Source organism: Streptomyces sp. NPDC001880 (assembly GCF_053594575.1).
Genome location: NZ_JBSFET010000021.1, coordinates 33,413 through 57,170, shown reverse-complemented (window position 1 = coordinate 57,170; position 23,758 = coordinate 33,413). Strand labels below are relative to the sequence as shown.

The window sequence follows — 23,758 nt, the reverse complement described above, 5'->3', positions numbered from 1 at the left end:
TTCGGGTTCGAACCCGGTTACTTGATCATGTAGATCGTGGCGAAGAGGCCGATCCACACGACATCGACGAAGTGCCAGTAATAGGACACGACGATGGCGGAGGTCGCCTGTTCGTGGGTGAACCTCTTGGCTGCGTACGTCCTGCCCAGAACGAGCAGGAAGGCGATGAGACCGCCTGTCACGTGCAGACCGTGGAAGCCGGTGGTCAGGTAGAACACCGAGCCGTACGGGTCGGAGGACAGCGTGAGACCCGCTTCCTTGACCAGCTCGGTGTACTCGAGGACCTGACCTCCGATAAAGATCGAGCCCATCACGAAAGTGATAATGAACCAGGTGCGGAGCTTCTTCACATCACCCCGCTCCGCGGCGAAGACGCCGAGCTGGCAGGTGAGTGAGGAGAGCACCAGGATCGTGGTGTTCGTCGCCGAGAACGGGAAGTTCAGGTGCTCGGCCATCTCCTTCCAGTGATCCGGTCCCGTCACCGATCGCAGGGTGAAGTACATCGCAAAGAGGGCCGCGAAGAACATCAGCTCGGAACTCAACCAGATGATGGTTCCGACGCTGGTGAGGTTCGGTCGATTGACCGACGGGTGCGCGTGCCCGGTTTCTACTGTCGTTGCTGTCGCCACGACCGACATTATGTCGGTCGCTTATCCCGCCCTCACCCCGGGGGGTGCCGTTCGGTGTGTCAGGCGGGTGTGTCCTCCCCGAACGGCCCATGGAAGCACTGTCCCGAGCAGTGCTGACTGGCCGTCGGGCGGAGTACGATCCGCGCATCGGTTCATGCCCGGAAAGCCCCGAAGACACAGATGTCACGGAGGAACAATGCAGCCGACCGCCACGGTCCTGGTCTACAGCGACGACGCCAACACCCGTGAGCAGGTGAGGCTGGCAGCCGGGCACAGGCCCGCGGCTGATGTGCCACCGGTGGAATTCCTGGAATGCGCCACCCTGCCCGCCGTCCTGGAGGCGCTGGACCGCGGCGGCGTCGACGTCTGCGTGCTGGACGGCGAGACGGCGCCTGCGGGCGGCATGGGCGTCTGCCGGCAGATCAAGGACGAGATCTTCCGCTGCCCGCCGGTGCTGCTGCTGATCGGGCGTCCGCAGGACGCCTGGCTGGCCACCTGGAGCCGTGCGGACGCCGCGGTGACCCTGCCGGTCGAACCGGTCGAGTTCGCGGACGCCCTGGCCGCCCTGCTGCGCAGCAGGGACTGCGTGAACGCCTGAGCCCCGCCGCGGCCCCGCCCGCGGTTCCGCTGAGGGGCAGCGCACTCCCCCGGTCCGGTCAGACCTCGGGACGCAGTCGCGCCGCCTGGATCGTGTCCGTACGGTCCGGGGTGGTGTTCTTCTGCAGGGCGCTGCCCTTCAGCCATTTGGCCCAGGACAGGTTCCAGTCCCCGTAGCCGTTGTCGAACGGCGTCATCGTCTCGCCCTGGCTGCCCACGACCGTGACGATGTCGCCCGGCCGCACGGTGTTGTAGAACCATTCGGCCTGGCCGGTGCTCATGCCCGTACAGCCGTGGCTGACGTTCGCGTACCCCTGCGAGCCGGTGGACCAGGGGGCGGCGTGCACGTATTCACCGCTCCAGGTGACGCGCGTCGCGTAGTAGACCATCAGGTCGTACGAGTCGGAGGAGCCCTCCGCGATGCCGATCGTCTCCCCGCGCATACGTACGTTGTACTCCTTGCTCAGCACGACCTTGACGCCGTTTCGGGTGGAGAAGCCGGGCTTGCCGGTGGTGACCGGAATGGCCTTGATCACTTTTCCGTTGCGCTTGACCGTCATCGTGTGCGCCGCGGCGTCCGTGATGGCCTCGATGCGATCACCCGTGGTGAGCCTCAGGGGCTTCGTGGGGGCGCCGTAGAGGCCGTCGGTGACCTTCACCCCGGCCAGGCCGCTGGTGACGTCGATGGTGGCCCTGGCGGGCCAGTAGTCCTTGGGGCGGTAGTGCAGGGTCTTGTCGTCGACCCAGTACCAGGAGCCGGTCACGGCGGGGGTCGAGCGGACCCTGAGGGCGCGCTCGACGTTGGCCCTGGACGCCTTGTCCTTGACCGGAGCGCTGAGTTCCGCCGTGATGGGCTGTCCGACGCCGTACGTGCCCGCCTGAGGGCCGAAGGCGACCTTCAGGAGCTTCTTGGCGGAGGTGGTTCCGAAGGAGAGCGTACGGCTGCCCGGGGCGCCGTCGTCGTCCTCCGTGCTGACCCGGACGGTGTACCGGGTGCCGGCGGCGAGCGGGAGCAAGGAGTGCCACCGCTTCCCGTCGGCGTCGAGCTCGCCCGCCAGGTGGCGGCCGGTCGTGTCGACGGCCGACACGTCCGTGATCCGGCCGTCGTCGCCGTTGACGGTGACCTCCAGCGGCTTGCCGGGGTCGACCTTCTCGTCACCGTCGGATGCGTTGGAGGAGATCTCGTCCACCGCGTCGTACGGCTTCTCCGCGAGCGGATGGCCGCCGGACCCGCCACAGGCGGTCACACCTGCGACCAGGGTCACGACCAGCAGAGTGCAGCCCACTGCGGGGCGGATGCTCGGCGTGTGGTTCATGGACCCACGCTATGGAGGTTCGCCCGTACCGGCGCGCGGTGTGCATGCGAACGGGGGACCCGCACTCCTCTCGGTGGAGAAGTGCGGGCCCCCCGTTCAGGTGGAGCGGTGACGCTGTGTCACTGGGTGCGGTTCTCACCGCGGTAGTACTCGAAGACCCAGCCGAACAGGCCGATCAGGATCATCGGGGCCGAGAAGTAAAGCAGCCACCAGCCGAAGATGACGCCCATGAAGGCCAGGGCACCGCCGACGGCCAGCGAGAGCGGCTGCCAGCTGTGCGGGGAGAAGAACCCCACCTCGCCGGCCTCGTCCGCGACATCGGCCTCCTTGTTGTCCTGCGCCATGGCGTCGACCCGCCGGGCCGTGAAGGCCAGGTAGAAGCCGATCATGACGCTCAGCCCGAAGGCCAGGACGAGTGCGGTGGTACCGGCCGGCTCCTTCGACCACACGCCGTACGTGATGGCGATGACGAGGATGAAGACGCTCAGCCAGATGAACATCTTGCCCTGGATCTTCACTTGCCGGCCTCCTTGCCACCAGCGAGGGCCTTGTCATCCTCGGAGTGGTGCTCCAGCTGTTCGAGCGCCGAGATCTCCGGGTGGTGCAGGTCGAAGGCCGGGGATTCGGAACGGATCCGCGGCAGGGTGAGGAAGTTGTGCCGCGGCGGCGGGCAGGAGGTCGCCCACTCCAGCGAACGGCCGTAGCCCCACGGGTCGTCGACCTCGATCTTCTTGCCGTACTTGGCGGTCTTCCACACGTTGTAGAAGAACGGCAGCATCGACAGACCGAGCAGGAACGAGGAGATCGTCGAGATCGTGTTCAGCGCGGTGAAGCCGTCCGCGGCGAGGTAGTCCGCGTATCGACGCGGCATGCCCTCGGCACCCAGCCAGTGCTGCACCAGGAACGTGCCGTGGAAGCCCACGAACAGCGTCCAGAACGTGATCTTGCCGAGCCGCTCGTCCAGCATCTTGCCGGTGAACTTCGGCCACCAGAAGTGGAATCCGGAGAACATCGCGAAGACCACGGTGCCGAAGATGACGTAGTGGAAGTGCGCGACGACGAAGTACGAGTCCGAGACGTGGAAGTCCAGCGGGGGCGACGCGAGGATCACGCCGGTCAGACCACCGAAGGTGAAGGTGATCAGGAAGCCGATGGCCCAGAGCATCGGTGTCTCGAACGACAGCGATCCCTTCCACATCGTGCCGATCCAGTTGAAGAACTTCACACCGGTTGGCACCGCGATGAGGAATGTCATGAACGAGAAGAATGGCAGGAGCACACCGCCCGTGACGTACATGTGGTGCGCCCACACGGTCACGGAGAGGCCCGCGATGGCGATCGTCGCGCTGATCAGACCGATGTATCCGAACATCGGCTTCCGGCTGAACACCGGAATCACCTCGGAAATGATTCCGAAGAATGGAAGGGCGATGATGTACACCTCTGGATGGCCGAAGAACCAGAAGAGGTGCTGCCAGAGCAATGCGCCGCCATTGGCAGCGTCGAAGATATGCGCACCGAATTTACGGTCCGCCTCCAGTGCGAAGAGCGCGGCGGCGAGAACCGGGAAGGCCAGCAGGACCAGCACACCGGTCAGCAGGACGTTCCAGACGAAGATCGGCATGCGGAACATCGTCATGCCGGGAGCGCGCATGCAGATGATCGTGGTGATGAAGTTGACCGAACCGAGGATCGTGCCGAAGCCGGAGAAGGCCAGACCCATGATCCACATGTCGGCGCCGATACCCGGCGACCGGACCGCGTCCGAGAGCGGGGAGTAGGCGAACCAGCCGAAGTCCGCCGCACCCTGAGGGGTGAGGAAGCCGGCCACCGCGATGAGCGAACCGAAGAGGTACAGCCAGTACGCGAACATGTTCAGCCGCGGGAACGCCACGTCGGGCGCGCCGATCTGCAACGGCATGATCCAGTTCGCGAATCCGGCGAACAGCGGCGTCGCGAACATCAGCAGCATGATCGTGCCGTGCATCGTGAACGCCTGGTTGAACTGCTCGTTCGACATGATCTGCGTGCCGGGACGGGCCAGTTCGGCGCGCATGAAGAGCGCCATCAGACCGCCGATGCAGAAGAACGCGAACGATGTGACCAGGTACATCGTGCCGATCGTCTTGTGGTCAGTGGTGGTCAGCCACTTGACGACGATGTTTCCCGGCTTCTTGCGCCGGACCGGCAGCTCGTCCTCGTACGAGTCGTCTGCTGCCGCGGCACCCTGAGGTTCGTTGAGGATGCTCACAGTTTGTTCGTCTCCGCATTCCTGGCCGGGTCAGTCTGCTCGATGCCGGCCGGCACGTAGCCCGTCTGGCCCTTCTTCGCCAGCTCCTCCAGGTGCGCCTGGTAGCGCTCCGGGGAGACGACCTTGACGTTGAAGAGCATCCGGGAGTGGTCGACGCCGCAGAGCTCGGCGCACTTGCCCATGAAGGTGCCCTCCTGGTTCGGAGTCACCTCGAAGGCGTTGGTGTGGCCCGGAATGACGTCCTGCTTCATGAGGAACGGCACCACCCAGAAGGAGTGGATGACGTCACGCGAAGTCAGCACGAAACGGACCGTCTCGCCCTTCGGCAGCCACAGGGTCGGACCCGGGTTGCCGTTCTGCGGGTTCCGCGTCCCCGGAACGCCGAAGTCGTAGACGCCCTCCGCTGCCTTCGGGAAGTCCTTCCGGTACCGGTTGGGGATGGCGTCGAGCTCCTTGGGGATCTCGTTGCCCGTGGCGGCCGAGCCGTCCACGTTCTCGATGTAGTTGAAGGCCCAGCTCCACTGGTAGCCGACCACGTTGACAGTGTGATCAGGCTTCTCGGAGAGCGAGAGGAGCTTCGATTCATCGCGCGCGGTGAAGTAGAACAACACCGAGACGATGATCAGAGGGACCACGGTGTACAGCGCCTCGATGGGCATGTTGTACCTGGTCTGCGGAGGAACCTCGACCTTGGTGCGGCTGCGCCTGTGGAAGAAGACGCTCCACAGGATCAGGCCCCAGACCAGCACGCCCGTGGCGAGCGCTGCCGCCCACGAGCCCTGCCAGAGGGAAAGGATCCGTGGTGCCTCTTCTGTTACCGGCGTGGGCATACCAAGGCGGGGGAAGTCCTCGTATGTGCAACCGGTGGCGGTCGCCAGGATCAGGCCCGCAGTCAGCACCTGCGGCAGCTTCCGCCGCATCGGGCGCCGCGACGAGCGGTCGGAGCCGTTGGGACTCACGTAGCGCCTTCCCGAGAGTCTCGCCCGCGCGGTCGGCGCGGCCGTCTTTCTGGTCGGTCGCCGCCCTGACGCGGGCAGGGGTTTGGATGTTTATGCGGACCAAACCCTACTGGACGCCATTTGGGGTCGCGCGGGGAGGGTGCCCAACGCGCCGTCCGACTCCCCGAAGGGGTGGAATACCGGCCTCCGAGAGCCATCTGACGCCCCCTCTCCCCGCCCTGCGGGCCGCCCGTCCCCGGGCCGGGGTCCGGCTCGGGCTAGCGTGGCCGCGTGCCCTACTTCGACACCGCATCCGCCGCCCCCCTGCACCCCGTCGCGCGCCAGGCCCTGCTTGCAGCGCTGGACGAGGGCTGGGCCGACCCGGCCAGGCTCCACCGCGAAGGGCGGCGGGCCCGGCTGCTGCTGGACGCCGCCCGGGAGGCCGCCGCCGAGGCCGTCGGCTGCCGGCCGGACGAGCTCACATTCACTCCTTCGGGGACCCGGGCGCTGCATTCGGGGATCTCCGGAGCTCTCGCCGGACGGCGGCGTGTCGGCCGCCATCTGGTCGTCTCCGCGGTCGAACACTCCTCGGTGCTCCATTCGGCGGCCGCCCATGAGGCGCAGGGCGGATCGGTCTTCGAGGTCCCGGTGGACCGGTCGGGGGCGGTGAGCGCGGCGGCGTACACGGACGCCCTGCGCGAGGACACCGCGCTGGCCTGTCTGCAGTCCGCCAATCACGAGGTCGGCACCGTGCAGCCGGTGGCCGCCGTCGCGGAGCTCTGCCGGGCGGCGGGGGTTCCGCTGCTGGTGGACGCCGCGCAGTCGCTGGGCCGGGAGCCGGTGCCGGACGGCTGGTCGCTGCTGACGGGCAGCGCCCACAAGTGGGGCGGGCCCTCGGGCGTCGGGCTGCTGGTGGTGCGCAAGGGGGTGCGGTTCGCCGTTCAAGGACCGGCCGACGAGCGGGAGTCGGGGCGGGCGGCGGGCTTCGAGAACATTCCGGCGATCGTCGCGGCGGCGGCGTCGCTGCGGGCGGTACGGGCCGAGGCCGCGGCGGAGTCCGTACGGCTGCGGGCCCTGGTGGACCGCATCAGGGCCTCGGTGCCGGAGCTCGTGCCCGATGTGGAGGTGGTCGGCGATCCGGTGCGGCGGCTGCCGCATCTGGTGACCTTCTCCTGTCTCTATGTCGACGGGGAGACACTGCTGCAGGAGCTGGACCGGGCGGGGTTCTCCGTGTCGTCCGGCTCCTCCTGCACCAGCAGCACGCTGACGCCGAGCCATGTGCTCAGGGCCATGGGGGTGCTGTCGGAGGGGAACGTACGGGTGTCGCTGCCGAACGGCACCGCCGAGGAGGACGTCGACCGGTTCCTGGAGGTGCTGCCCGAGGTGGTGGCCCAGGTGCGGCAGCGGCTGGGCGCGCCCGTCTCCGCGCCCCGGGAGGCCGCACCGGCCGCGTCCCTGGTGGTCGACGCGCTCGGGAAGCGCTGCCCGATCCCGGTGATCGAGCTCGCGAAGGTGATCGGGCAGGTGCCGGTGGGCGGGACGGTGACCGTGCTCTCCGACGACGAGGCGGCGCGTCTGGACATCCCGGCCTGGTGCGCGATGCGGGAGCAGGAGTACGTGGGCGAGGAGCCGGCGGACCGTGGCTCGGCCTATGTGGTCCGCCGGCTCGTCTGAGCCCGTCCGCCGGATCAGCCCAGGTGCGTGCGGACCTCGGCGGCGGCGTCGTGGCCGTACGCCTTGGTGAAGCGGTCCATGAAGTGGGCGCGGCGCAGGGTGTACTCCTGGGTGCCGACCGTCTCGATGACCAGGGTGGCCAGCATGCAGCCGACCTGGGCGGCGCGCTCCAGGCCGACGCCCCAGGCGAGGCCGGAGAGGAAACCGGCCCGGAAGGCGTCGCCGACGCCGGTCGGGTCGGCCTTGATCTCCTCCTCCGGGCAGCCGACCTCGATCGGCTCCTGGCCGGCGCGCTCGATGCGCACACCACGGGCGCCGAGGGTGGTGACCCGGTGGCCGACCCTGGCCAGGATCTCCTCGTCGGTCCAGCCGGTCTTGGACTCGATGAGCCCCTTCTCGTACTCGTTGGAGAAGAGGTAGGTGGCGCCGTCCAGGAGGGTTCGGATCTCGTCGCCGTCCATCCGGGCGATCTGCTGCGAGAAGTCCGCGGCGAACGGGATGCCCCGGGAGCGGCACTCCTCGGTGTGGCGGAGCATCCCCTCGGGGTCGTCGGCGCCGATCGAGACCAGGTCGAGGCCGCCGACCCGGTCGGCGACAGCCTTCAGCTCGATGAGCCGGGCCTCGCTCATCGCGCCGGTGTAGAAGGAGCCGATCTGGTTGTGGTCGGCATCCGTCGTGCAGACGAAGCGGGCGGTGTGCAGGACCTCGGAGATCCGGACCGACCCGGTGTCGACCCCATGTCGGTCGAGCCATGCGCGGTACTCGTCGAAGTCGGAGCCTGCGGCGCCGACCAGGATCGGCTCCGTGCCCAGCAGGCCCATGCCGAAGCAGATGTTGGCGGCGACACCGCCCCTGCGCACGTCGAGGTTGTCGACCAGGAAGGAGAGCGAGACCGTGTGCAGCTGATCCGCGACCAGCTGGTCGGCGAAACGGCCGGGGAAGGTCATGAGGTGATCGGTGGCGATGGAGCCGGTGACTGCGATTCGCACGGGGAAACTGCTCCTGCGGAGATCGGGGGGAACGGGTGGCTGTGTTCCCGGGGCGGCGTGACAGTTCACGCTACCGGTTCCCCGGACCGCCCTGAAGGGTAAAAACTACCCGATAGTAGGGCTTTCTTCCTGATGCCTGTGATGCCTACGGTGCGGATATGTCGAACAACATCGCCACGCGCGAGTCCGAGATCAGCCTGGCCGAGCTGCGCGGGGACTGCGCCCGGATGGCTCCGCACTGGGTGGCCCCCACGAAGTCTGCCCCCGTTCCGGTCGCGCCGTCCCGGATTCACGGGGTCACCGTGCCCGCCTCCTCCGCCCGGCTGGTCGACGCCATGTCCGACTACGGCGACTGAAAAACCCGAGGACCGGCACCCATCGCGCCTGACGCCCCGCGCGCAAAGCGTGCGGGAACCGCGCGTGCCGCTGCCCCGTCCCACCCTTGTCCCCGTTCCCGGGGGCGGGCGGACAGGCCGGGCGACGGCATGTGACGGCAATGCAGGCGAAGGAGCGAACCGGTGAGCACCGAGCGACCCGACAACGACGTGACCGGTCATCGGCGGCGTTCGCCGCTCGCCGTGGCCTCGGTGGCTGCAGCCGTACTGCTGGCCGGTGGCGGTGGCGCGTACTGGGCGGCGACCGCGGCGGACGGCGACGGCAGGTCCGACGGCGGCGCGGACAGCGGCGGGCGGCACACCCCGCCCCCGCTGGCCCTGGACGGACGGGCGGGCGCTCCGACGGCGCCCGAGGTCCCCTCCCGGGGTATCGCGCCGGGCGAGCCCGACCCGAACGGCGGCCGGGTGGTCTACCGCGTCTCCGGCAAGCTGCCCGAGGGGCCGCGCACGGCCGCTGTGCAGCGCGCGGAGGGGACCGTCTCCGCGGCCGAGGTGGCCCGGCTGGCGAAGGCACTGGGTCTGGCGGGCACGCCGCAGACGGAGGGCACGTACTGGAAGGTGGGGTCCGACGGCGACGGCTCGGGACCGGCCCTGCGGGTGGACAAGCAGGCCCCGGGCACCTGGAGCTTCGCCCGGTACGGCTCCGGCGGTACGGACAACTGCCCGAAGAAGGCGGTCTGTTCGGGTGAGAACCCGGCTGCGGGCAGCAACGGATCCCCGGTGAGCGAGAGCGCCGCCAGGGCCGCCGCGACACCGGTGCTGAAGGCGGCGGGGCAGGACGGCGCCGCACTCGACAGCCGTCAACTCATGGGTTCGGTACGGGTGGTGAACGCCGACCCGAAGGTGGACGGCCTTCCCACGTACGGCTGGTCGACCGGGATCCAGGTCGGGCCGGACGGTGAAGTGGTCGGCGGCAGCGGGCAGTTGAAGGGCCTGGAGAAGGGCGACAGCTATCCGGTGATCAGCGCGGCCGAGGCGCTGAAGCAGCTGAACGCTTCGGCTCCCGGGACGCATGCGCGCGCGGACATCGGCGGATGCGCCACCCCCGTGCCGCTGGACGAAGGCCGGAATACACCGAAGGTCGACTGCGGGACGCCGACCGGGGCCGAGCGGCCGACGACGACGGTGACGGTCGAGAAGGCGGTGTTCGGCCTGTCGGCGCAGTACGTGGCGGGCAAGCGGACACTCGTACCGTCCTGGATCTTCTCCGTGCGGCCGGCCGCCGACGGCCGGGGCACCACGGTGTCCCAGGTCGCCGTGGCCCCCTCGCACCTGGCGAAGGACGCACCCTCCGCGACCGTCCCCGCACCGGCCCCCACGACTGCCCCGGGCACCCCGGAGAAGTCCGGGCCGCAGCCGCTGTCGTACCGCGCCGACGGGCGGAACCTGTCGGTGACGTTCTGGGGCGGGGTGTGCAGTACGTACACCGCGAGCGCGACCGAGAGCCCGGACCGGGTGACCGTGAAGGTGACGGAGACGAAGCAGCCCGGGAAGAAGGTCTGCATCATGATCGCCAAGGAGCTGACCCGGACGGTGACGCTCGACGCGCCGCTCGGCGACCGGACGGTGGTCGACGCGGTGTCGGGCGGTGACGTACCGCGCGGCTGAGCGCCGTCCCCTCGGACACGACGACGGCGGCGGCCCGGATTCCGGGCCGCCGCCGTCGTGTCGTTCCGGCGCAGCGCTCTTGGGCGTGCGCGCCGCCTTCAGGACTCAGCTGAAGGAGTCGCCGCAGGCGCAGGAGCCCGTGGCGTTGGGGTTGTCGATCGTGAAGCCCTGCTTCTCGATGGTGTCGACGAAGTCGATGGAGGCGCCACCCAGGTACGGAGCGCTCATCCGGTCGGTGACGACCTTGACGCCGTCGAAGTCCTTCACGACGTCACCGTCGAGCGAACGCTCGTCGAAGAAGAGCTGGTAGCGCAGGCCCGAGCAGCCGCCGGGCTGGACGGCGACGCGCAGCGCCAGGTCATCGCGGCCTTCCTGGTCCAGCAGGGCCTTGACCTTGGCTGCGGCGGCGTCGGACAGGAGGATGCCGTCGCTCACGGTGGTGGTCTCGTCCGATACGGACATCTGCTTCTCTCCCGGGTTGTACGGAGACTGCTTGCCGACGTTGCAACCGTCGGGACCGCGGATTCATTCCGGGCCGAGCGCTTGCCTGTTCCATTCATGCTCGCACACAGGCCGGTCGGAGCATATGCGTCACATCGACACTATGGCCATCGTCAAAGTGACGTGAACCGGATATCATAGATAGCGTCAATTAGACGAAAAGGCTTTCGCGGAAGCTTTCAGCAGAGAAGAAAGGGTGCGTGACGTGACCACGGCCCACCCCGTCCAGGATCTCGACGTCCAGCCCACGCCCCTCGCCCTGCTCCTGCTCGGCCGTGAGGCCGACCCGAGGAGCGAGCGTGGCGTCGAGTGTCCCGGCGACCTGCCATCCCCGTCCGACCCGGACCTGGTGGAGCGCGCCCGCGCGGCCAAGGAGAAGCTCGGGGACAGGGTGTTCGTCCTCGGCCACCACTACCAGCGCGACGAGGTCATCCAGTTCGCCGACGTCACCGGCGACTCGTTCAAGCTCGCCCGGGACGCGGCCGCGCGGCCCGAGGCCGAGTACATCGTCTTCTGCGGTGTGCACTTCATGGCCGAGTCCGCGGACATCCTGACCACCGACGACCAGAAGGTCGTGCTGCCGGACCTGGCCGCGGGCTGCTCCATGGCCGACATGGCCACCGCCGAACAGGTCGCCGAGTGCTGGGACGTGCTGACCGAGGCCGGGGTCGCCGAGCAGGTCGTGCCGGTCTCGTACATGAACTCCTCCGCCGACATCAAGGCCTTCACCGGTCGGCACGGCGGCACGATCTGCACCTCGTCCAATGCGAAGCGGGCGCTGGAGTGGGCCTTCGAGCAGAGGGAGCCCTCGGCAGCCAAGGTCCTCTTCCTGCCCGACCAGCACCTGGGCCGGAACACCGCGGTCCGGGACATGGGGATGTCGCTGGAGGACTGCGTCGTCTACAACCCGCACAAGCCGAACGGCGGTTTGACCGCCCAGGAGCTGCGCGACGCGAGGATGATCCTGTGGCGTGGGCACTGCTCGGTGCACGGCCGCTTCTCGGTCGAGTCCGTCAACGAAGTCCGCGAGCGGATACCGGGCGTCAACGTCCTGGTCCACCCCGAGTGCAAGCACGAGGTCGTGGCGGCGGCGGACCACGTCGGCTCGACGGAGTACATCATCAAGGCTCTGGAGGCGGCCCCGGCCGGCTCGAAGTGGGCGATCGGCACCGAGCTGAACCTGGTGCGCCGGCTGGCGAACCGGTTCGCGGCCGAGGACAAGGAGATCGTCTTCCTCGACAAGACGGTCTGCTTCTGCTCGACGATGAACCGCATCGACCTGCCGCACCTGGTGTGGGCGCTGGAGTCGCTGGCCGAGGGCAACCCGGTCAACCGGATCGAGGTCGACCCGGAGACGGAGAAGTACGCGAAGCTCGCGCTGGAGCGGATGCTGGCGCTGCCGTAAAGGGGGCCGTGCACGGCAGGAGGCCCCGGCACCGTGCTTGGGTTCCAACGGTCCTCGCAACACCCGCGATGTGTGGGAGTTGCGAGGACCGTGGGCGTTGAGCGGGTGCCGGGGCCTCCTGCCGTGTGCCCTGCGCGTCACCCCTTCGCGGGCTCCGGTTCCTCGGAGGCGGTCTGCGCCGGCTGGGGCGGAACGGGCTGACCCGCCTTCTTCGCCCGCTTGACCGCCTTCTTCTTCGCGCGGCGCTCCTTGCGGAGCTCCACCATCGCGTAGAGCGTCGGCACCAGGAGCAGCGTGAGCAGCGTCGAGGTGACCAGGCCGCCGATCACGACCACCGCGAGCGGCTGCGAGATGAAGCCGCCCTCGCCGGTGACGCCGAGTGCCATCGGGAGCAGGGCGAAGATCGTCGCGAGTGCGGTCATCAGGATCGGGCGGAGCCGGTGACGGCCACCCTCGACGACCGCTTCGACGACGCCCATGCCCTGGGCCCGGTACTGGTTGATCAGGTCGATCAGCACGATCGCGTTGGTGACCACGATGCCGATCAGCATCAGCATGCCGATCATCGCCGGGACACCCATCGGGGTGCCGGTGAGGACGAGCAGGCCGATCGCGCCGGTGGCCGCGAACGGGATGGAGACCAGCAGGATCAGCGGCTGTACCAGCGACTTGAAGGTAGCCACCAGCAGCATGAAGACGATCGCGATCGCGGCCAGCATCGCCAGGCCGAGGTTCAGGAAGGCGTCGTTCTGGTCCTCGGAGACACCGCCGATGGTGGCGGTGGCGCCGTCCGGGAGGTCCAGGGCGTCGATCTTCTTCTGGAGCGAGGCGCTGACCGCACCGGTGTTGTCACCGATGGGCTTCGCGGTGACGGTCGCGGCGCGCCGGCCGTCGATCCGGGTCATCGAGACCGGTCCGGGGACCAGTTCGACGTCGGCGATCTGTCCGAGCTTCACCGGGCCGAGGGGGAGGTTCTTCAGCTCGGCCATGGTGGTGGCCGGGTGGGCGGACTTGATGACGACGTCCCGCTCGGTGTCGTCCATGATCGCCTTGCCGGACGGGGTGCCGCGCACCGCTCCGGCGACGGCCGCGCCGAGCGTGGTCCGGTCGAAGCCGGCCTCCGCGGCCTTGGGCGTGGCCTCGACCGAGATCCGCGGGACGCTCTGCGCGAGGTCGCTCTGGACATCGGTGACGTCCTTCAGTCCGGCGACCTCGGCCCGTACCTTCTCGGACGCCTTCTTCAGCACGTCCGCGTCGGCGGCCTTGACCACGACGCTGAGGTCCTGGCTGCCGAAGCCGTCGCCCGCGGAGATGGTGGTGTCACCGATGCCGTCGAGCTTGCCGAGCGCTGTGTCGATGCGCTTCTGGGTGGCCTCGAAGTCGCCGGAGTCCTTCAGGGTGACCTGGTACGAGGCCTGGTTGGAGCCGGTGCCGCCGCCGAAGGCCGCCATGAAGCCGGACGAGCCGACGGTGACCTGGTAGTCCTTGACGCCCTGGTCGTCGGCGAGGACCTTCTCGACCTTCCTGGCCGCCGCGTCGGCGGCCGCCAGGCTGGTGCCGGGGATCAGCTCCTGCTTGATGGAGAGGACTTCCTGCTCACCCTGGTCGAAGAAGTTGGTCTTCAGCAGCGGGGCCATGCCGAAGGTGCCGAGGAGCACGGCGACGGCGATGACGATGCTGGTGACACGGCGCCGGGTCGCGAAACGCAGCACCGGGATGTACAGCCGCTGCAGCCGGCTGCGGGCCTCCTTCTCCTCGGCCTTGCGACGGGCCTCGTCCGGGTCCTGCGTGGCGCCCTCGGGGGCGCGCAGGAACCAGTACGACAGGACGGGGACGACGGTCAGCGAGACCAGCAGGGATGCCAGCAGGGCCGCGGTGACGGTCAGCGAGAAGGAGCCGAAGAGCTCGCCGACCATGCCTCCGACGAGACCGATCGGCAGGAAGACGGCGACCGTGGTGAGGGTCGAGGAGGTGACCGCACCGGCCACTTCCTTCACCGCGGTGATGATCGCCGACTGGCGCTCCTCGCCGTAGCCGAGGTGGCGCTTGATGTTCTCCAGGACCACGATCGAGTCGTCGACGACACGGCCGATGGCGATGGTCAGCGCGCCCAGCGTGAGCATGTTGAGCGAGAGGTCACGGGTCCAGAGCACGATCAGCGCGAGGACCACGGAGAGCGGGATGGAGACCGCGGTGACCAGGGTCGAGCGCAGCGACGCCAGGAAGACCAGGATCACGACGACGGCGAAGAGCAGACCGAGCGCGCCCTCGGTGGTCAGGCCGGAGATCGCCTTGGAGACCGCGGGGCCCTGATCGGAGACGACGGTCAGTTCGGCGCCGGCGCCGAGGTCCTTGCGGAGGCCGGGGAGCTTGTCCTTGACCGCGTCCGAAATGGCGACGGCGCTGCCGTCCTTGTCCATCGTGGCCATCACGGCGAGGCTCGGCCTGCCGTTCGTACGGGTGATGGAGACCGCGGTGGACGGCTCCTGCTTCACCGTGGCGACGTCACCGACGCGGACCGGCCGGCCGGGCTTGCCCGTCGCCGGGTCCTGACCGGTGACCCGCAGGTCCTCGATCTGCTTCAGGGAGGTGAGGGCGCCGCCGACCTGGACGGTGCGGCTCTTGCCCGACTCGGAGAAGGAACCGGCGGGGACGGTCGCACCGCCCGCCTGGAGCGCCTGGGAGAGCGTCATGGCGTTCAGCCCGGCGGCGGCGAGCTTCTTGTCGTCGGGGGTGACGGAGACCTGGAGGTCCTGCACACCGTCGACGGTGACCTGGCCGACGCCGCTGATGTCCTCCAGGGCGGGGACGACCGTGCGGTCCAGCTGGTCGGCGAGCGCCTGCTGGTCCTTGTCGGAGGTGACGGCGAGGACGACGGCCGGGATGTCGTCGGTCGAACCGGCGATGACCTGCGGGTCGACGTCGTCGGGAAGCTGGGCGCGGGCGCGGTTCACCGCCTGCTGGATGTCGGCGACGAGCTGCTTGGTGCCCTCGCTGCCGAAGTCGAAGGTCGCCATGACGACGGCGCTGCCCTCGCTGGCGGTCGAGGTGATGCCGGTGACGCCGTCGACGGCCTTGACGGAGTTCTCCAGCGGTTCGACCACCTGCTTCTCGACCACATCGGGGGACGCACCCTGGTAGGGGGCGATTACCGACACCATCGGGAGTTCGATGGTGGGCAGCAGCTGCTGCTTGAGCTGCGGGATCGCTATCGCTCCGAACACGAGCGCGACGATCGAGATCAGTCCGATCAGGGCCCGTTGCGCGAGGCTGAATCTGGACAGCCAGGACATGGGTGGGTCTCTCTTCTGTGGCGTACGCGGCAGGTGGGCGGGTGACTCGGGGCAGGCCCGGCCCGGCTGAGGGCTGTCCCGTAATCCCCGGTGGATCAGCGCGCGGCGTCAGATGCGGTGCATCGCAAGGCGGAGGGACGTCCGCACACTGGATGTATGCGGACGTTCCGACAACGCGGCGAGATGCCGCAGCTGTCGTCGCGCGCCCGCCGGGGATTACGGGACAGCCCTTGTACGATCGCCTGCCGGCAAGGGCGAAAGCGTCGGTCCCAGGTCGCTTTCTTACGCCGCGCATACCGCAGGTGGAGTACGCCGTTTCTCCACCCGTCACTCCACCCTGGGGCGCACCAGGCCGGATTCGTAGGCGATTACCACCAATTGGGCCCGGTCCCTGGCGCCCAGCTTCGCCATCGCCCTGTTCACATGGGTCTTGACGGTGAGCGGGCTGACGACGAGCCGCTCGGCGATCTCGTCGTTGGAGTGGCCGCCGGCGACCAGGACGAGCACCTCGCGCTCGCGGCCGGTGAGTGCGGCGAGCCGCTCGGAGTACTCCGCGGCGCTCGGTCCGCCGCTGTCCGAACTGCCGCCCTGCGCAAGGAAGGTGGCGATCAGGCCCTTGGTCGCGGCCGGTGAGAGCAGCGCCTCGCCGCCCGCGGCGATACGGATGGCGTTGAGCAGTTCCTCCGGTTCCGCCCCCTTGCCGAGGAAGCCGGATGCCCCGGCCCGCAGCGACTGCACCACGTACTCGTCCACCTCGAAGGTGGTGAGCATGACGACCCGTACGCCGGCCAGTTCCGGATCGGCGCTGATCATGCGGGTCGCGGTCAGTCCGTCCGTGCCCGGCATCCGGATGTCCATCAGCACCACGTCGGCACGCGACGAGCGGGCGAGCTCCACGGCCTGTGCACCGTCCGCCGCCTCGCCGACCACCTCCATGTCGGCCTCCGAGTCGACCAGGATCCGAAAGGCGCTGCGCAGCAGTGCCTGGTCGTCGGCGAGCAGCACCCTGATGGGCGGTGTCATGCGTTCTCCCCCGTCGTCATGCGTTCTCCCCCGTCCGGCCCACCGCGCCCGGTCACCCGGAATCCGCCGTGCGGGCCTCGACGGGCAGGATCGCATGGACCCGGAATCCACCGCCGTAACGGGGCCCGGCGGTGAGGATGCCGCCCAGCGCGGTGACGCGTTCGCGCATCCCGAGCAGGCCGTGGCCGCCGCCCTCGCCCTCGCCCTCGCCGAAGCCGTTGTCGATCACGGTGATCTCGGCCGTCTTCCCGACCCGTACGACGCTCACCTCGGCCTTCGCCCCGGGGCCCGCGTGTTTGCGGACGTTGGTCAGCGCCTCCTGGATGACCCGGTACGCGGCCAGGTCCACCGCCGCGGGCAGCGGAGGCCGCCGGTCGGTGCAGGCCAGCTCGACGGGGAGCCCGGCCCGGCGGACGGTGTCGACCAGTTCGTCGAGGACGGCGAGCCCCGGGGCGGGTTCGGTCGGCGCCGCCGGGTCGCCCGACTGGCGCAGCAGCCCGACGGTGGCCCTCAGTTCGTCGAGCGCGGAGCGGCTGGCCTCCCGGACGTGGGCCAGCGCCTCCTTGGCCTGGTCGGGGCGCTTGTCCATGACGTGGGCGGCGACCCCGGCCTGCACGTTGACCAGGGCGATGTGGTGGGCGACGACGTCGTGGAGGTCGCGGGCGATCCGCAGCCGCTCCTCGGCGACCCGCCGCCTGGCCTCCTCGTCGCGGGTGCGTTCGGCCCGTTCGGCCCGTTCCCTGATCGCGTCGACGAAGGCACGCCTGGATCGGACGGCGTCCCCCGCGGCACCGGCCATGCCGGTCCAGGCGAAGACGGCGAAGTTCTCCTGGCTGTACCAGGGCGCCGTGCCGAAGAACATCGCCGCGGCCGTCAGCACGGCCACCGTCAGCAGACCGACCCGCCAGGTGGTGGGCCGGTCGGTGCGGGCGGCGACGGTGTACAGCGCGATGACGGCGCTCATGACCACGGGCGTGGGCGGATCGGCCCACACCAGCTCGACGACCGTCAGCCCGACGGTGACCGCGAGCACCGCCATCGGATTGCGCCGCCGCCAGATGAGCACCACGGCACTGGCCACCATCAGCAGCAGGCTGGCCACCTCGGGCACGCGGGTGCCGAAGGTGGGCCTCTCCCCCGCGCCCGAGTGGGCGAAGGACCCGATGGTCATGGCCATCAGTACGGCCAGGGCCAGCGCGGCGTCCAGCGCGAGGGGGTGGTCGCGCAGCCAGTGCCTGACGCGCCGGACCCCGGTTCCGAGGGTGGTCACGTCAAGCTACGTTACGGCGTGTCGCGCGGGAATCGGACCGGGTTCCACGCGAAGGGCCCGGACACGGCCGTGCCCCGCGTCCGGCGGACCGGACGCGGGGCACGGGTTCGTGCGGGTGCTGGAGAGACGACCGGCGTCAGCCGGGAATCAGACCGTCGTCGCGGAGCATGGCGCGCACCTCTTCGAGGGTCGCGTCGGACGACGGCAGGATCAGCTCGGACGGCTCCAGGGAGTCGTCCGGCAGTGCTGTGCCGAGCTCGCGCACCCTGACCAGGAGCGCCTGGAGAGTGGCGCGGAAGCCCGGTCCGTCACCGCTCTCCATCTCGGCGAGCAGTTCGTCGTCGAGCCCGTCGAGCTCGGCGAGATGACTGTCGGCCAGTGCGACCTGGCCCTCCCCCATGATCCGTACGATCATGACGCCGCCTCAACTCTTGTCGAACCTGTGCGGGGACTGCGACGACTGCTGCTGGGCGGCGTCCTGCGGGCCGCCCTCGATCGCCTGCTGCGGGGTGGAGCCGCCGGCCAGCTCGGCCTTCATGCGCTGGAGCTCCAGCTCCACGTCCGTGCCGCCGGAGATCCGGTCGAGCTCGGCGGCGATGTCGTCCTTCGCCGTGCCGGTCGGGTCGTCCAGGGCGCCGGAGGCGAGCAGCTCGTCGATCGCACCGGCCCGCGCCTGCATCTGCTGGGTCTTGTCCTCGGCCCGCTGGATCGCCAGGCCGACATCGCCCATCTCCTCGGAGATGCCGGAGAAGGCCTCGCCGATCCGGGTCTGTGCCTGGGCGGCGGTGTAGGTGGCCTTGATGGTCTCCTTCTTCGTGCGGAAGGCATCGACCTTGGCCTGCAGCCGCTGCGCCGCGAGGGTGAGCTTCTCCTCCTCGCCCTGCAGCGTGGTGTGCTGCGTCTCCAGGTCGGTGACCTGCTGCTGGAGTGCGGCGCGCCGGGACAGCGCCTCGCGTGCCAGGTCCTCGCGGCCGAGCGCGAGCGCCTTGCGGCCCTGGTCCTCCAGCTTGGACGACTGTCCTTGCAGCTGGTTCAGCTGCAGCTCCAGCCGCTTGCGCGAGGTCGCCACATCGGCGACACCGCGGCGTACCTTCTGAAGCAGCTCGAGCTGCTTCTGGTACGAGTAATCGAGGGTCTCGCGCGGATCCTCGGCCCGGTCAAGGGCCTTGTTTGCCTTCGCGCGGAAGATCATCCCCATACGCTTCATGACACCGCTCATGGGCTTCGCGCGCCCCCTTCTGACGGACTGAGCTCCAGCACTCCAACAGAACCCACAGTACGGGCCCTGCCTCTATTACCGCACTGTTCGAGCACGGATGTGCTCCTACCCAAGGACGACTGCACCAGGTCACCACTCCGGCCCAGGGAGTAGGTGCAGGCCGGGGAAACCCGGTGCCGCCGGGCGTACCGGACACGTCGGTACACCGGCGAGGACGCAGGCCGTTGCCGGATCGTTCCCGACCGGCCTGGGGTCGTGGCGATCGACCCCGTACCCTTGGGCCTTGTGTTCCGTAGCCGTTCGAAGGAAGAGAAGGCGCCCACCGGCAAGGTGACGGCGGACCTCTCCAAGCAGCCCCGCGACCCGCAGGCCCCCAAGGGTCGCCCCACCCCCAAGCGCAGCGAAGCCCAGTCGCAGCGCCGTCGCGCCTCCAGTGGCGCGCCGCTCGACCGCAAGGCGGCCATGAAGCGGCAGCGCGAAGCGCGCCGTGTGGACCTGGCCAAGCAGCGCGAGGCGCTCGCCAGTGGTGACGAGCGCTATCTACCGGTGCGCGACAAGGGCCCGGTGCGGCGCTTCGTTCGCGACTACGTGGACTCGCGCTTCTGCATCGCGGAGTTCTTCCTGCCGCTCGCCGTGATCATTCTGATCCTCAGCGTGATCCAGGTGCAGAACATCCAGACCATCTCGCTGCTGCTCTGGCTCCTCGTGATCGGGCTGATCGTCGTCGACTCGATCGGGCTCTCGTTCCGCCTGAAGAAGCAGCTCAACCAGCGCTTCCCCGATACGCCCAAGCGTGGCGCGGTCGCCTACGGCCTGATGCGCACGCTTCAGATGCGTCGCCTCCGGCTCCCGAAGCCGCAGGTCAAGCGAGGAGAGCGGCCCTGAGTACGCACATCTCCGGCCCGGCCGGCGGTCCGTCCGCCGGCCGGCCGGACGATGCCGTGCCCGTCACGGGGTTCTCCGGCGCCTCCTCCGCTTGGCTGAAGGGCCTCGGCGGGCTGCGCAACACCGTCCGCCAGGAACTCGTGGCCCGGCAGCTCGACGAGCAGATCGCGGCACGCTTCCCGGTCGGCCAGCGGCTGCGCGTGCTCGATGTGGGCATGGGCCAGGGCACCCAGGCGCTGCGCCTGGCGCGGGCCGGTCACACGGTGACGGGCCTGGAGTCCGATGCCGAGATGCTGCGGGTGGCCAGGGAAGCGCTCGGCAGCGAGCCCGCGGGCATCCGCGAGCGGGTCCGGCTGATCGAGGGCAACGGCCTGGAGACCGGGGTGCACTTCCTGCCCGGCAGTTTCGACGTGGTGCTCTGCCACGGTGTGCTGATGTATGTCCGGGAGCCGGACGCGATGCTGGCGGGCCTGGCCCGGATGCTGGCTCCGGGCGGACTGCTGTCGCTGCTCGTACGGAACGCCGACGCGCTGGCGATGCGTCCCGGGACCGCCGGGGACTGGAGCGCCGCACTGGGCGCCTTCGACACGGACACGTACACCAACCGGCTGGGCCTGACGGTACGGGCCGACCGGCTGGACGCCCTCACGTCCACGCTCGCCGGGATCGCGGCGCCGCTGCACGCCTGGTACGGGGTGCGCGTCTTCACGGACAACGTGAGCAACGACGTGGAGCTGCCGGCCGCCGCCGAGCTGGAGCTGGTGCTGGCCGCGGAGGACCGGGCCGGGCGGACCGATCCGTACCGCCGGGTGGCCGCGCTGCTGCACCTGTGCGGGGTACGGGGCTGAGCGGACACGGGAGCGGGCCGCCGGGGCTGTCCGACGGCGTGCCCCGCCCGGCCGAACCCGACAGGCCACGAATGGCACCAAAAGCAATAATTCGAACATGGACGCATCCCACTTCCGCGGCCGTGCGCGCCGACTGCTGCTGCCTCTGACCGCAGGTGTCTGTGCGATCGCCCTGGTGAGCGGCTGTTCGGACGCCACTTCCGAAGCACCGAAGGCCGAACCCAGCGATTCGGCCTCCGCCACCCGGACCGCAAGCGATCTGCAGAGCGACTACCAGACCGTGATCGAGAACGTGCTGCCGTCGGTGGTGCAGATCGAGACCTCCGAGGGCCTGGGCTCCGGCGTCGTCTACGACACCAAGGGCCATATCGTCACCAATGCCCATGTGGTCGGCAACGACCGGACGTTCAAGGTCACCGCCGCCACCGGCGAGAAGGCGCAGAACGCCGTGCTGGTCTCCACCTATCCGGAGCAGGACCTGGCCGTCATCAAGCTCGACAGAGTGCCGGCCGGGCTGAAGCCTGCGAAGTTCGGCGACTCGGAGAAGGTCGAGGTGGGCCAGATCGTGCTGGCGATGGGCTCGCCGCTCGGCCTGTCCTCCAGCGTCACCCAGGGCATCGTCTCGGCGCTCGGCCGGACCGTCAGCGAGAGCCGTGCGGGCGGCGGCACCGGCGCGACGATCGCGAACATGGTGCAGACCTCGGCCGCGATCAACCCGGGCAACAGCGGAGGCGCGCTGGTCAACCTGAACAGCGAGGTGATCGGCATCCCGACGCTGGCGGCGACGGACCCGGAGCTGGGCGGCAGCGCGGCGCCGGGGATCGGGTTCGCGATCCCCGTGTCGATGGTGAGGACGGTCGCCGATCAGATCATCAAGAGCGGCAGGGTCATCGACTCGGGCCGGGCGGCACTGAACATCACCGGCCGCACGGTCGTCGACAACAACTACCAGCCGGCCGGGGTGGCGCTGGTCAGCGTGACGAAGGACGGCGCCGCGGACAAGGCGGGGCTGCGGCCCGGCGACATCATCACCAAGATCGACGACCAGCCGGTCACGACGATGACCTCCCTGTCGGAGGCGCTGGCCTCGGACAAGCCGGATCAGAAGGTCACGGTGACCTATCTGCGCAACGGGGAGGAGATGACGGCGAAGGTCACCCTGGGCGAGATCTAGGGCGCGTGTTTCGAAAGTGGCGTCGTCCGCCCGGAGGGCGGGGTCGGGGGCGCCTGCCGCGGCACCGGTTCGTTCGTTCGGATCCCGCCGGGCTCGCGTGCCTCCGCACCGCGTCCTGGTCCAAGCGCAAGACCTTGGGAACGGCGCCGCCGTACGGGCCCGTACGGCGGCGCCCCGCCGCCCCGGGGCGGATCAGCCCTGGTCGGCCTGGAGGCTCATGGGGCCGTAGATCTTCGTCGAGTCGTCGAAGAGCGTCACCTGGTCCGCCCCGCCGTCCAGGAGTTCCTTCCAGTACTCACCGATCCAGGACTCCGCGTCGCCCTGGGTGGTGAATTCCTCCGGCTGCAGGGCCGGCTCCGTCTCCGTGCCGTCGGACTTCTCGAACCGCCACGTCCACGCCATGTCCGCCTCCTGGGTCGCTTTGCTGCCCGCAGCCTAGTGCCTGAGCCCGGTGCGGGGACCCGGTCCGGACGCCCCCACGTCGCGCACCGGTTGCACGGACGCGGGAGGATCGGAAGCGTGGAACTGACTCTGCTCGGCACCGGAGCCCCCGACGGGCTGCCGCGGCCCGAATGCCCTTGCGCCGCCTGCGCCGTCGCCCGCGGGGCGCGCTCGCGGGCGTCGACCGCGCTGCTGGTCGACGGCGCGCTGCTGCTCGACCTCACTCCGGGAGCCGTGTTCGCCGCGGCCCGTGCGGGGCACTCGCTCACCGCGGTGCGGCAGGTGCTGCTCACCCATCCGCACGACGGGCCCGCCGTGGAGCTGCCCGCGGGGCTGCCCCCGGCGGGGCGGGTGCCGGACGGGCGGGTGCTGACGCTGATCAGCGGGCACCGGGTGCGGGCGGTGCCGATGGACGCGCCGGGGACGGGATACGAGGTCACGGGTCCGGCGGGGCCCCGGCTGCTCTACCTGCCGCCGGGGGCCGCGCCCGCCGGTCTCACGGACCGGGTCGCGGAGCCGTACGACATGGTGGTCGGCGATGTGGTGGGGCGGCCGGACGCGGTGGCGCGGCTGCGGGCCGTGGCGGCGATCGGCCCGGACACCGAGGTCGTGGCCGTCCACCTGGACCATGACGCGCCGCCCGGCGCCGAACTGGACCGGCGGCTCGCGGCGGCCGGAGCGCGGGCCGTACCGGACGGGACGACGCTGGTGGTGGGCGAGTACCACGTGACCCCGGAGGTGCCGCGGCGCACGCTGGTGACGGGCGGGGCCAGGTCGGGCAAGTCGGTGGAGGCCGAGCGGCGCCTGGAGACGTTCCCCGAGGTGGTGTACGTGGCGACCGGCGGCGGCAGGGAGGGGGACGCCGAGTGGGCGGCCCGGGTCGGCCTGCACCGGGATCGCAGACCGGCCGCCTGGCGCACCGAGGAGACCTGTGAGCTGGTGGAGCTGCTGGAGTCGGACGGGCCTCCGCTGCTGATCGACTGCCTGTCGCTGTGGCTGACCGACGCGATGGACCGGGTGGGCGCCTGGGACGACGCGGCGTGGGCGGGCGGTGGCGAGGACGCCCTGCGGGAGCGGACCGCCGAGCTGGTCGCGGCGGTCCGCGGTACGCGCCGTACGGTCGTCGCCGTCACCAACGAGGCCGGTTCGGGCGTGGTGCCCGCGACGGCTGCCGGGCGGCGGTTCCGGGACGAGCTGGGCCGGCTGAACGCCGCGTTCGCCGACGAGTGCGAACAGGTGCTGCTGGTGGTGGCCGGGCAGGCGCTGAGCCTGCGCGGCTGAGCGGAGGCACACGGAGAACAG

22 protein-coding genes are annotated in these 23,758 nt (G+C 69.8%); 9 read left to right on the top strand and 13 right to left on the bottom strand.

Annotated elements, in window-relative coordinates:
• Positions 1-17: 17 nt before the first annotated feature.
• Complete coding sequence (gene ctaE / locus ACWCQ6_RS15160; RefSeq protein WP_451089215.1) at positions 18-638, bottom strand: aa3-type cytochrome oxidase subunit III; 621 nt, start codon at positions 636-638, stop codon at positions 18-20.
• 187 nt (positions 639-825) lie between these two features.
• On the opposite strand from ctaE, the gene ACWCQ6_RS15155 reads away from it, so the two are divergent.
• Positions 826-1,227 carry a response regulator transcription factor gene (locus ACWCQ6_RS15155; protein WP_189540696.1) on the top strand — a complete coding sequence of 134 codons (402 nt, stop codon included), beginning with the start codon at positions 826-828 and terminating at the stop codon, positions 1,225-1,227.
• 58 nt (positions 1,228-1,285) lie between these two features.
• On the opposite strand, the gene ACWCQ6_RS15150 is transcribed toward ACWCQ6_RS15155, so the two are convergent.
• The 4 genes from ACWCQ6_RS15150 to ctaC all read right to left on the bottom strand — a co-directional run bounded on the left by ACWCQ6_RS15150 (position 1,286) and on the right by ctaC (position 5,752).
• Complete coding sequence (locus ACWCQ6_RS15150; RefSeq protein ID WP_451089213.1) at positions 1,286-2,542, bottom strand: Ig-like domain-containing protein; 1,257 nt, start codon at positions 2,540-2,542, stop codon at positions 1,286-1,288.
• Positions 2,543-2,661: 119 nt separating this feature from the next.
• On the bottom strand, positions 2,662-3,060 hold the full coding sequence (locus ACWCQ6_RS15145) for a cytochrome c oxidase subunit 4 (RefSeq protein ID WP_451089211.1): 399 nt from the start codon (positions 3,058-3,060) through the stop codon (positions 2,662-2,664).
• The gene (ctaD, locus tag ACWCQ6_RS15140) at positions 3,057-4,793 is read right to left on the bottom strand and encodes an aa3-type cytochrome oxidase subunit I (protein ID WP_451089209.1); all 1,737 of its coding nucleotides are present in this window, start codon (positions 4,791-4,793) and stop codon (positions 3,057-3,059) included. The genes ACWCQ6_RS15145 and ctaD overlap by 4 nt, the downstream gene beginning before the upstream one ends.
• Entirely contained in the window at positions 4,790-5,752 is a 963-nt protein-coding gene (ctaC, locus tag ACWCQ6_RS15135) for an aa3-type cytochrome oxidase subunit II (protein ID WP_451089207.1), read from the bottom strand. The genes ctaD and ctaC overlap by 4 nt, the downstream gene beginning before the upstream one ends.
• Positions 5,753-6,022: 270 nt before the next feature.
• On the opposite strand from ctaC, the gene ACWCQ6_RS15130 reads away from it, so the two are divergent.
• Entirely contained in the window at positions 6,023-7,405 is a 1,383-nt protein-coding gene (locus ACWCQ6_RS15130) for an aminotransferase class V-fold PLP-dependent enzyme (protein ID WP_451089205.1), read from the top strand.
• A 14-nt stretch (positions 7,406-7,419) separates the two neighbouring features.
• Here ACWCQ6_RS15130 and ACWCQ6_RS15125 read toward each other — a convergent pair whose 3' ends face one another.
• Positions 7,420-8,394, bottom strand: a complete 975-nt coding sequence (locus ACWCQ6_RS15125; RefSeq protein ID WP_451089203.1) for a carbohydrate kinase family protein — start codon at positions 8,392-8,394, stop codon at positions 7,420-7,422.
• Between the two features lie 158 nt (positions 8,395-8,552).
• Between ACWCQ6_RS15125 and ACWCQ6_RS15120 the strand changes: the two genes are divergently transcribed.
• Together ACWCQ6_RS15120 and ACWCQ6_RS15115 are read left to right on the top strand one after the other, a co-directional pair.
• On the top strand, positions 8,553-8,750 hold the full coding sequence (locus ACWCQ6_RS15120) for a hypothetical protein (protein ID WP_451089201.1): 198 nt from the start codon (positions 8,553-8,555) through the stop codon (positions 8,748-8,750).
• 162 nt (positions 8,751-8,912) lie between these two features.
• Positions 8,913-10,397, top strand: a complete 1,485-nt coding sequence (locus ACWCQ6_RS15115) for a hypothetical protein (protein ID WP_451089199.1) — start codon at positions 8,913-8,915, stop codon at positions 10,395-10,397.
• Positions 10,398-10,502: 105 nt separating this feature from the next.
• Here ACWCQ6_RS15115 and ACWCQ6_RS15110 read toward each other — a convergent pair whose 3' ends face one another.
• On the bottom strand, positions 10,503-10,859 hold the full coding sequence (locus tag ACWCQ6_RS15110) for a HesB/IscA family protein (RefSeq protein ID WP_005318559.1): 357 nt from the start codon (positions 10,857-10,859) through the stop codon (positions 10,503-10,505).
• A 235-nt stretch (positions 10,860-11,094) separates the two neighbouring features.
• On the opposite strand from ACWCQ6_RS15110, the gene nadA reads away from it, so the two are divergent.
• The gene (gene nadA / locus ACWCQ6_RS15105; protein ID WP_451089197.1) at positions 11,095-12,303 is read left to right on the top strand and encodes a quinolinate synthase NadA; all 1,209 of its coding nucleotides are present in this window, start codon (positions 11,095-11,097) and stop codon (positions 12,301-12,303) included.
• 137 nt (positions 12,304-12,440) lie between these two features.
• Here nadA and ACWCQ6_RS15100 read toward each other — a convergent pair whose 3' ends face one another.
• The 5 genes from ACWCQ6_RS15100 to ACWCQ6_RS15080 all read right to left on the bottom strand — a co-directional run bounded on the left by ACWCQ6_RS15100 (position 12,441) and on the right by ACWCQ6_RS15080 (position 19,096).
• The gene (locus ACWCQ6_RS15100; RefSeq protein ID WP_451089195.1) at positions 12,441-15,596 is read right to left on the bottom strand and encodes an efflux RND transporter permease subunit; all 3,156 of its coding nucleotides are present in this window, start codon (positions 15,594-15,596) and stop codon (positions 12,441-12,443) included.
• A gap of 327 nt (positions 15,597-15,923) precedes the next feature.
• Positions 15,924-16,619: a response regulator gene (locus tag ACWCQ6_RS15095; protein WP_451089193.1), complete on the bottom strand. Its 696-nt coding sequence runs from the start codon at positions 16,617-16,619 to the stop codon at positions 15,924-15,926.
• Between the two features lie 52 nt (positions 16,620-16,671).
• Positions 16,672-17,889: a sensor histidine kinase gene (locus ACWCQ6_RS15090; RefSeq protein WP_451089191.1), complete on the bottom strand. Its 1,218-nt coding sequence runs from the start codon at positions 17,887-17,889 to the stop codon at positions 16,672-16,674.
• 136 nt (positions 17,890-18,025) lie between these two features.
• Entirely contained in the window at positions 18,026-18,304 is a 279-nt protein-coding gene (gene pspAA / locus ACWCQ6_RS15085) for a PspA-associated protein PspAA (RefSeq protein WP_451089189.1), read from the bottom strand.
• Positions 18,305-18,313: 9 nt separating this feature from the next.
• The gene (locus ACWCQ6_RS15080; protein ID WP_451089187.1) at positions 18,314-19,096 is read right to left on the bottom strand and encodes a PspA/IM30 family protein; all 783 of its coding nucleotides are present in this window, start codon (positions 19,094-19,096) and stop codon (positions 18,314-18,316) included.
• A 297-nt stretch (positions 19,097-19,393) separates the two neighbouring features.
• On the opposite strand from ACWCQ6_RS15080, the gene ACWCQ6_RS15075 reads away from it, so the two are divergent.
• The 3 genes from ACWCQ6_RS15075 to ACWCQ6_RS15065 all read left to right on the top strand — a co-directional run bounded on the left by ACWCQ6_RS15075 (position 19,394) and on the right by ACWCQ6_RS15065 (position 22,015).
• The gene (locus ACWCQ6_RS15075; protein ID WP_451089293.1) at positions 19,394-19,993 is read left to right on the top strand and encodes a DUF3043 domain-containing protein; all 600 of its coding nucleotides are present in this window, start codon (positions 19,394-19,396) and stop codon (positions 19,991-19,993) included.
• 113 nt (positions 19,994-20,106) lie between these two features.
• Positions 20,107-20,841: a class I SAM-dependent methyltransferase gene (locus ACWCQ6_RS15070; RefSeq protein ID WP_451089291.1), complete on the top strand. Its 735-nt coding sequence runs from the start codon at positions 20,107-20,109 to the stop codon at positions 20,839-20,841.
• A 97-nt stretch (positions 20,842-20,938) separates the two neighbouring features.
• The gene (locus tag ACWCQ6_RS15065; protein ID WP_451089185.1) at positions 20,939-22,015 is read left to right on the top strand and encodes a S1C family serine protease; all 1,077 of its coding nucleotides are present in this window, start codon (positions 20,939-20,941) and stop codon (positions 22,013-22,015) included.
• Positions 22,016-22,207: 192 nt separating this feature from the next.
• On the opposite strand, the gene ACWCQ6_RS15060 is transcribed toward ACWCQ6_RS15065, so the two are convergent.
• Positions 22,208-22,417: a hypothetical protein gene (locus ACWCQ6_RS15060; RefSeq protein ID WP_072483289.1), complete on the bottom strand. Its 210-nt coding sequence runs from the start codon at positions 22,415-22,417 to the stop codon at positions 22,208-22,210.
• A 117-nt stretch (positions 22,418-22,534) separates the two neighbouring features.
• On the opposite strand from ACWCQ6_RS15060, the gene ACWCQ6_RS15055 reads away from it, so the two are divergent.
• Positions 22,535-23,737, top strand: a complete 1,203-nt coding sequence (locus ACWCQ6_RS15055; RefSeq protein ID WP_451089183.1) for a bifunctional adenosylcobinamide kinase/adenosylcobinamide-phosphate guanylyltransferase — start codon at positions 22,535-22,537, stop codon at positions 23,735-23,737.
• The last annotated feature ends 21 nt before the right edge of the window (positions 23,738-23,758 follow it).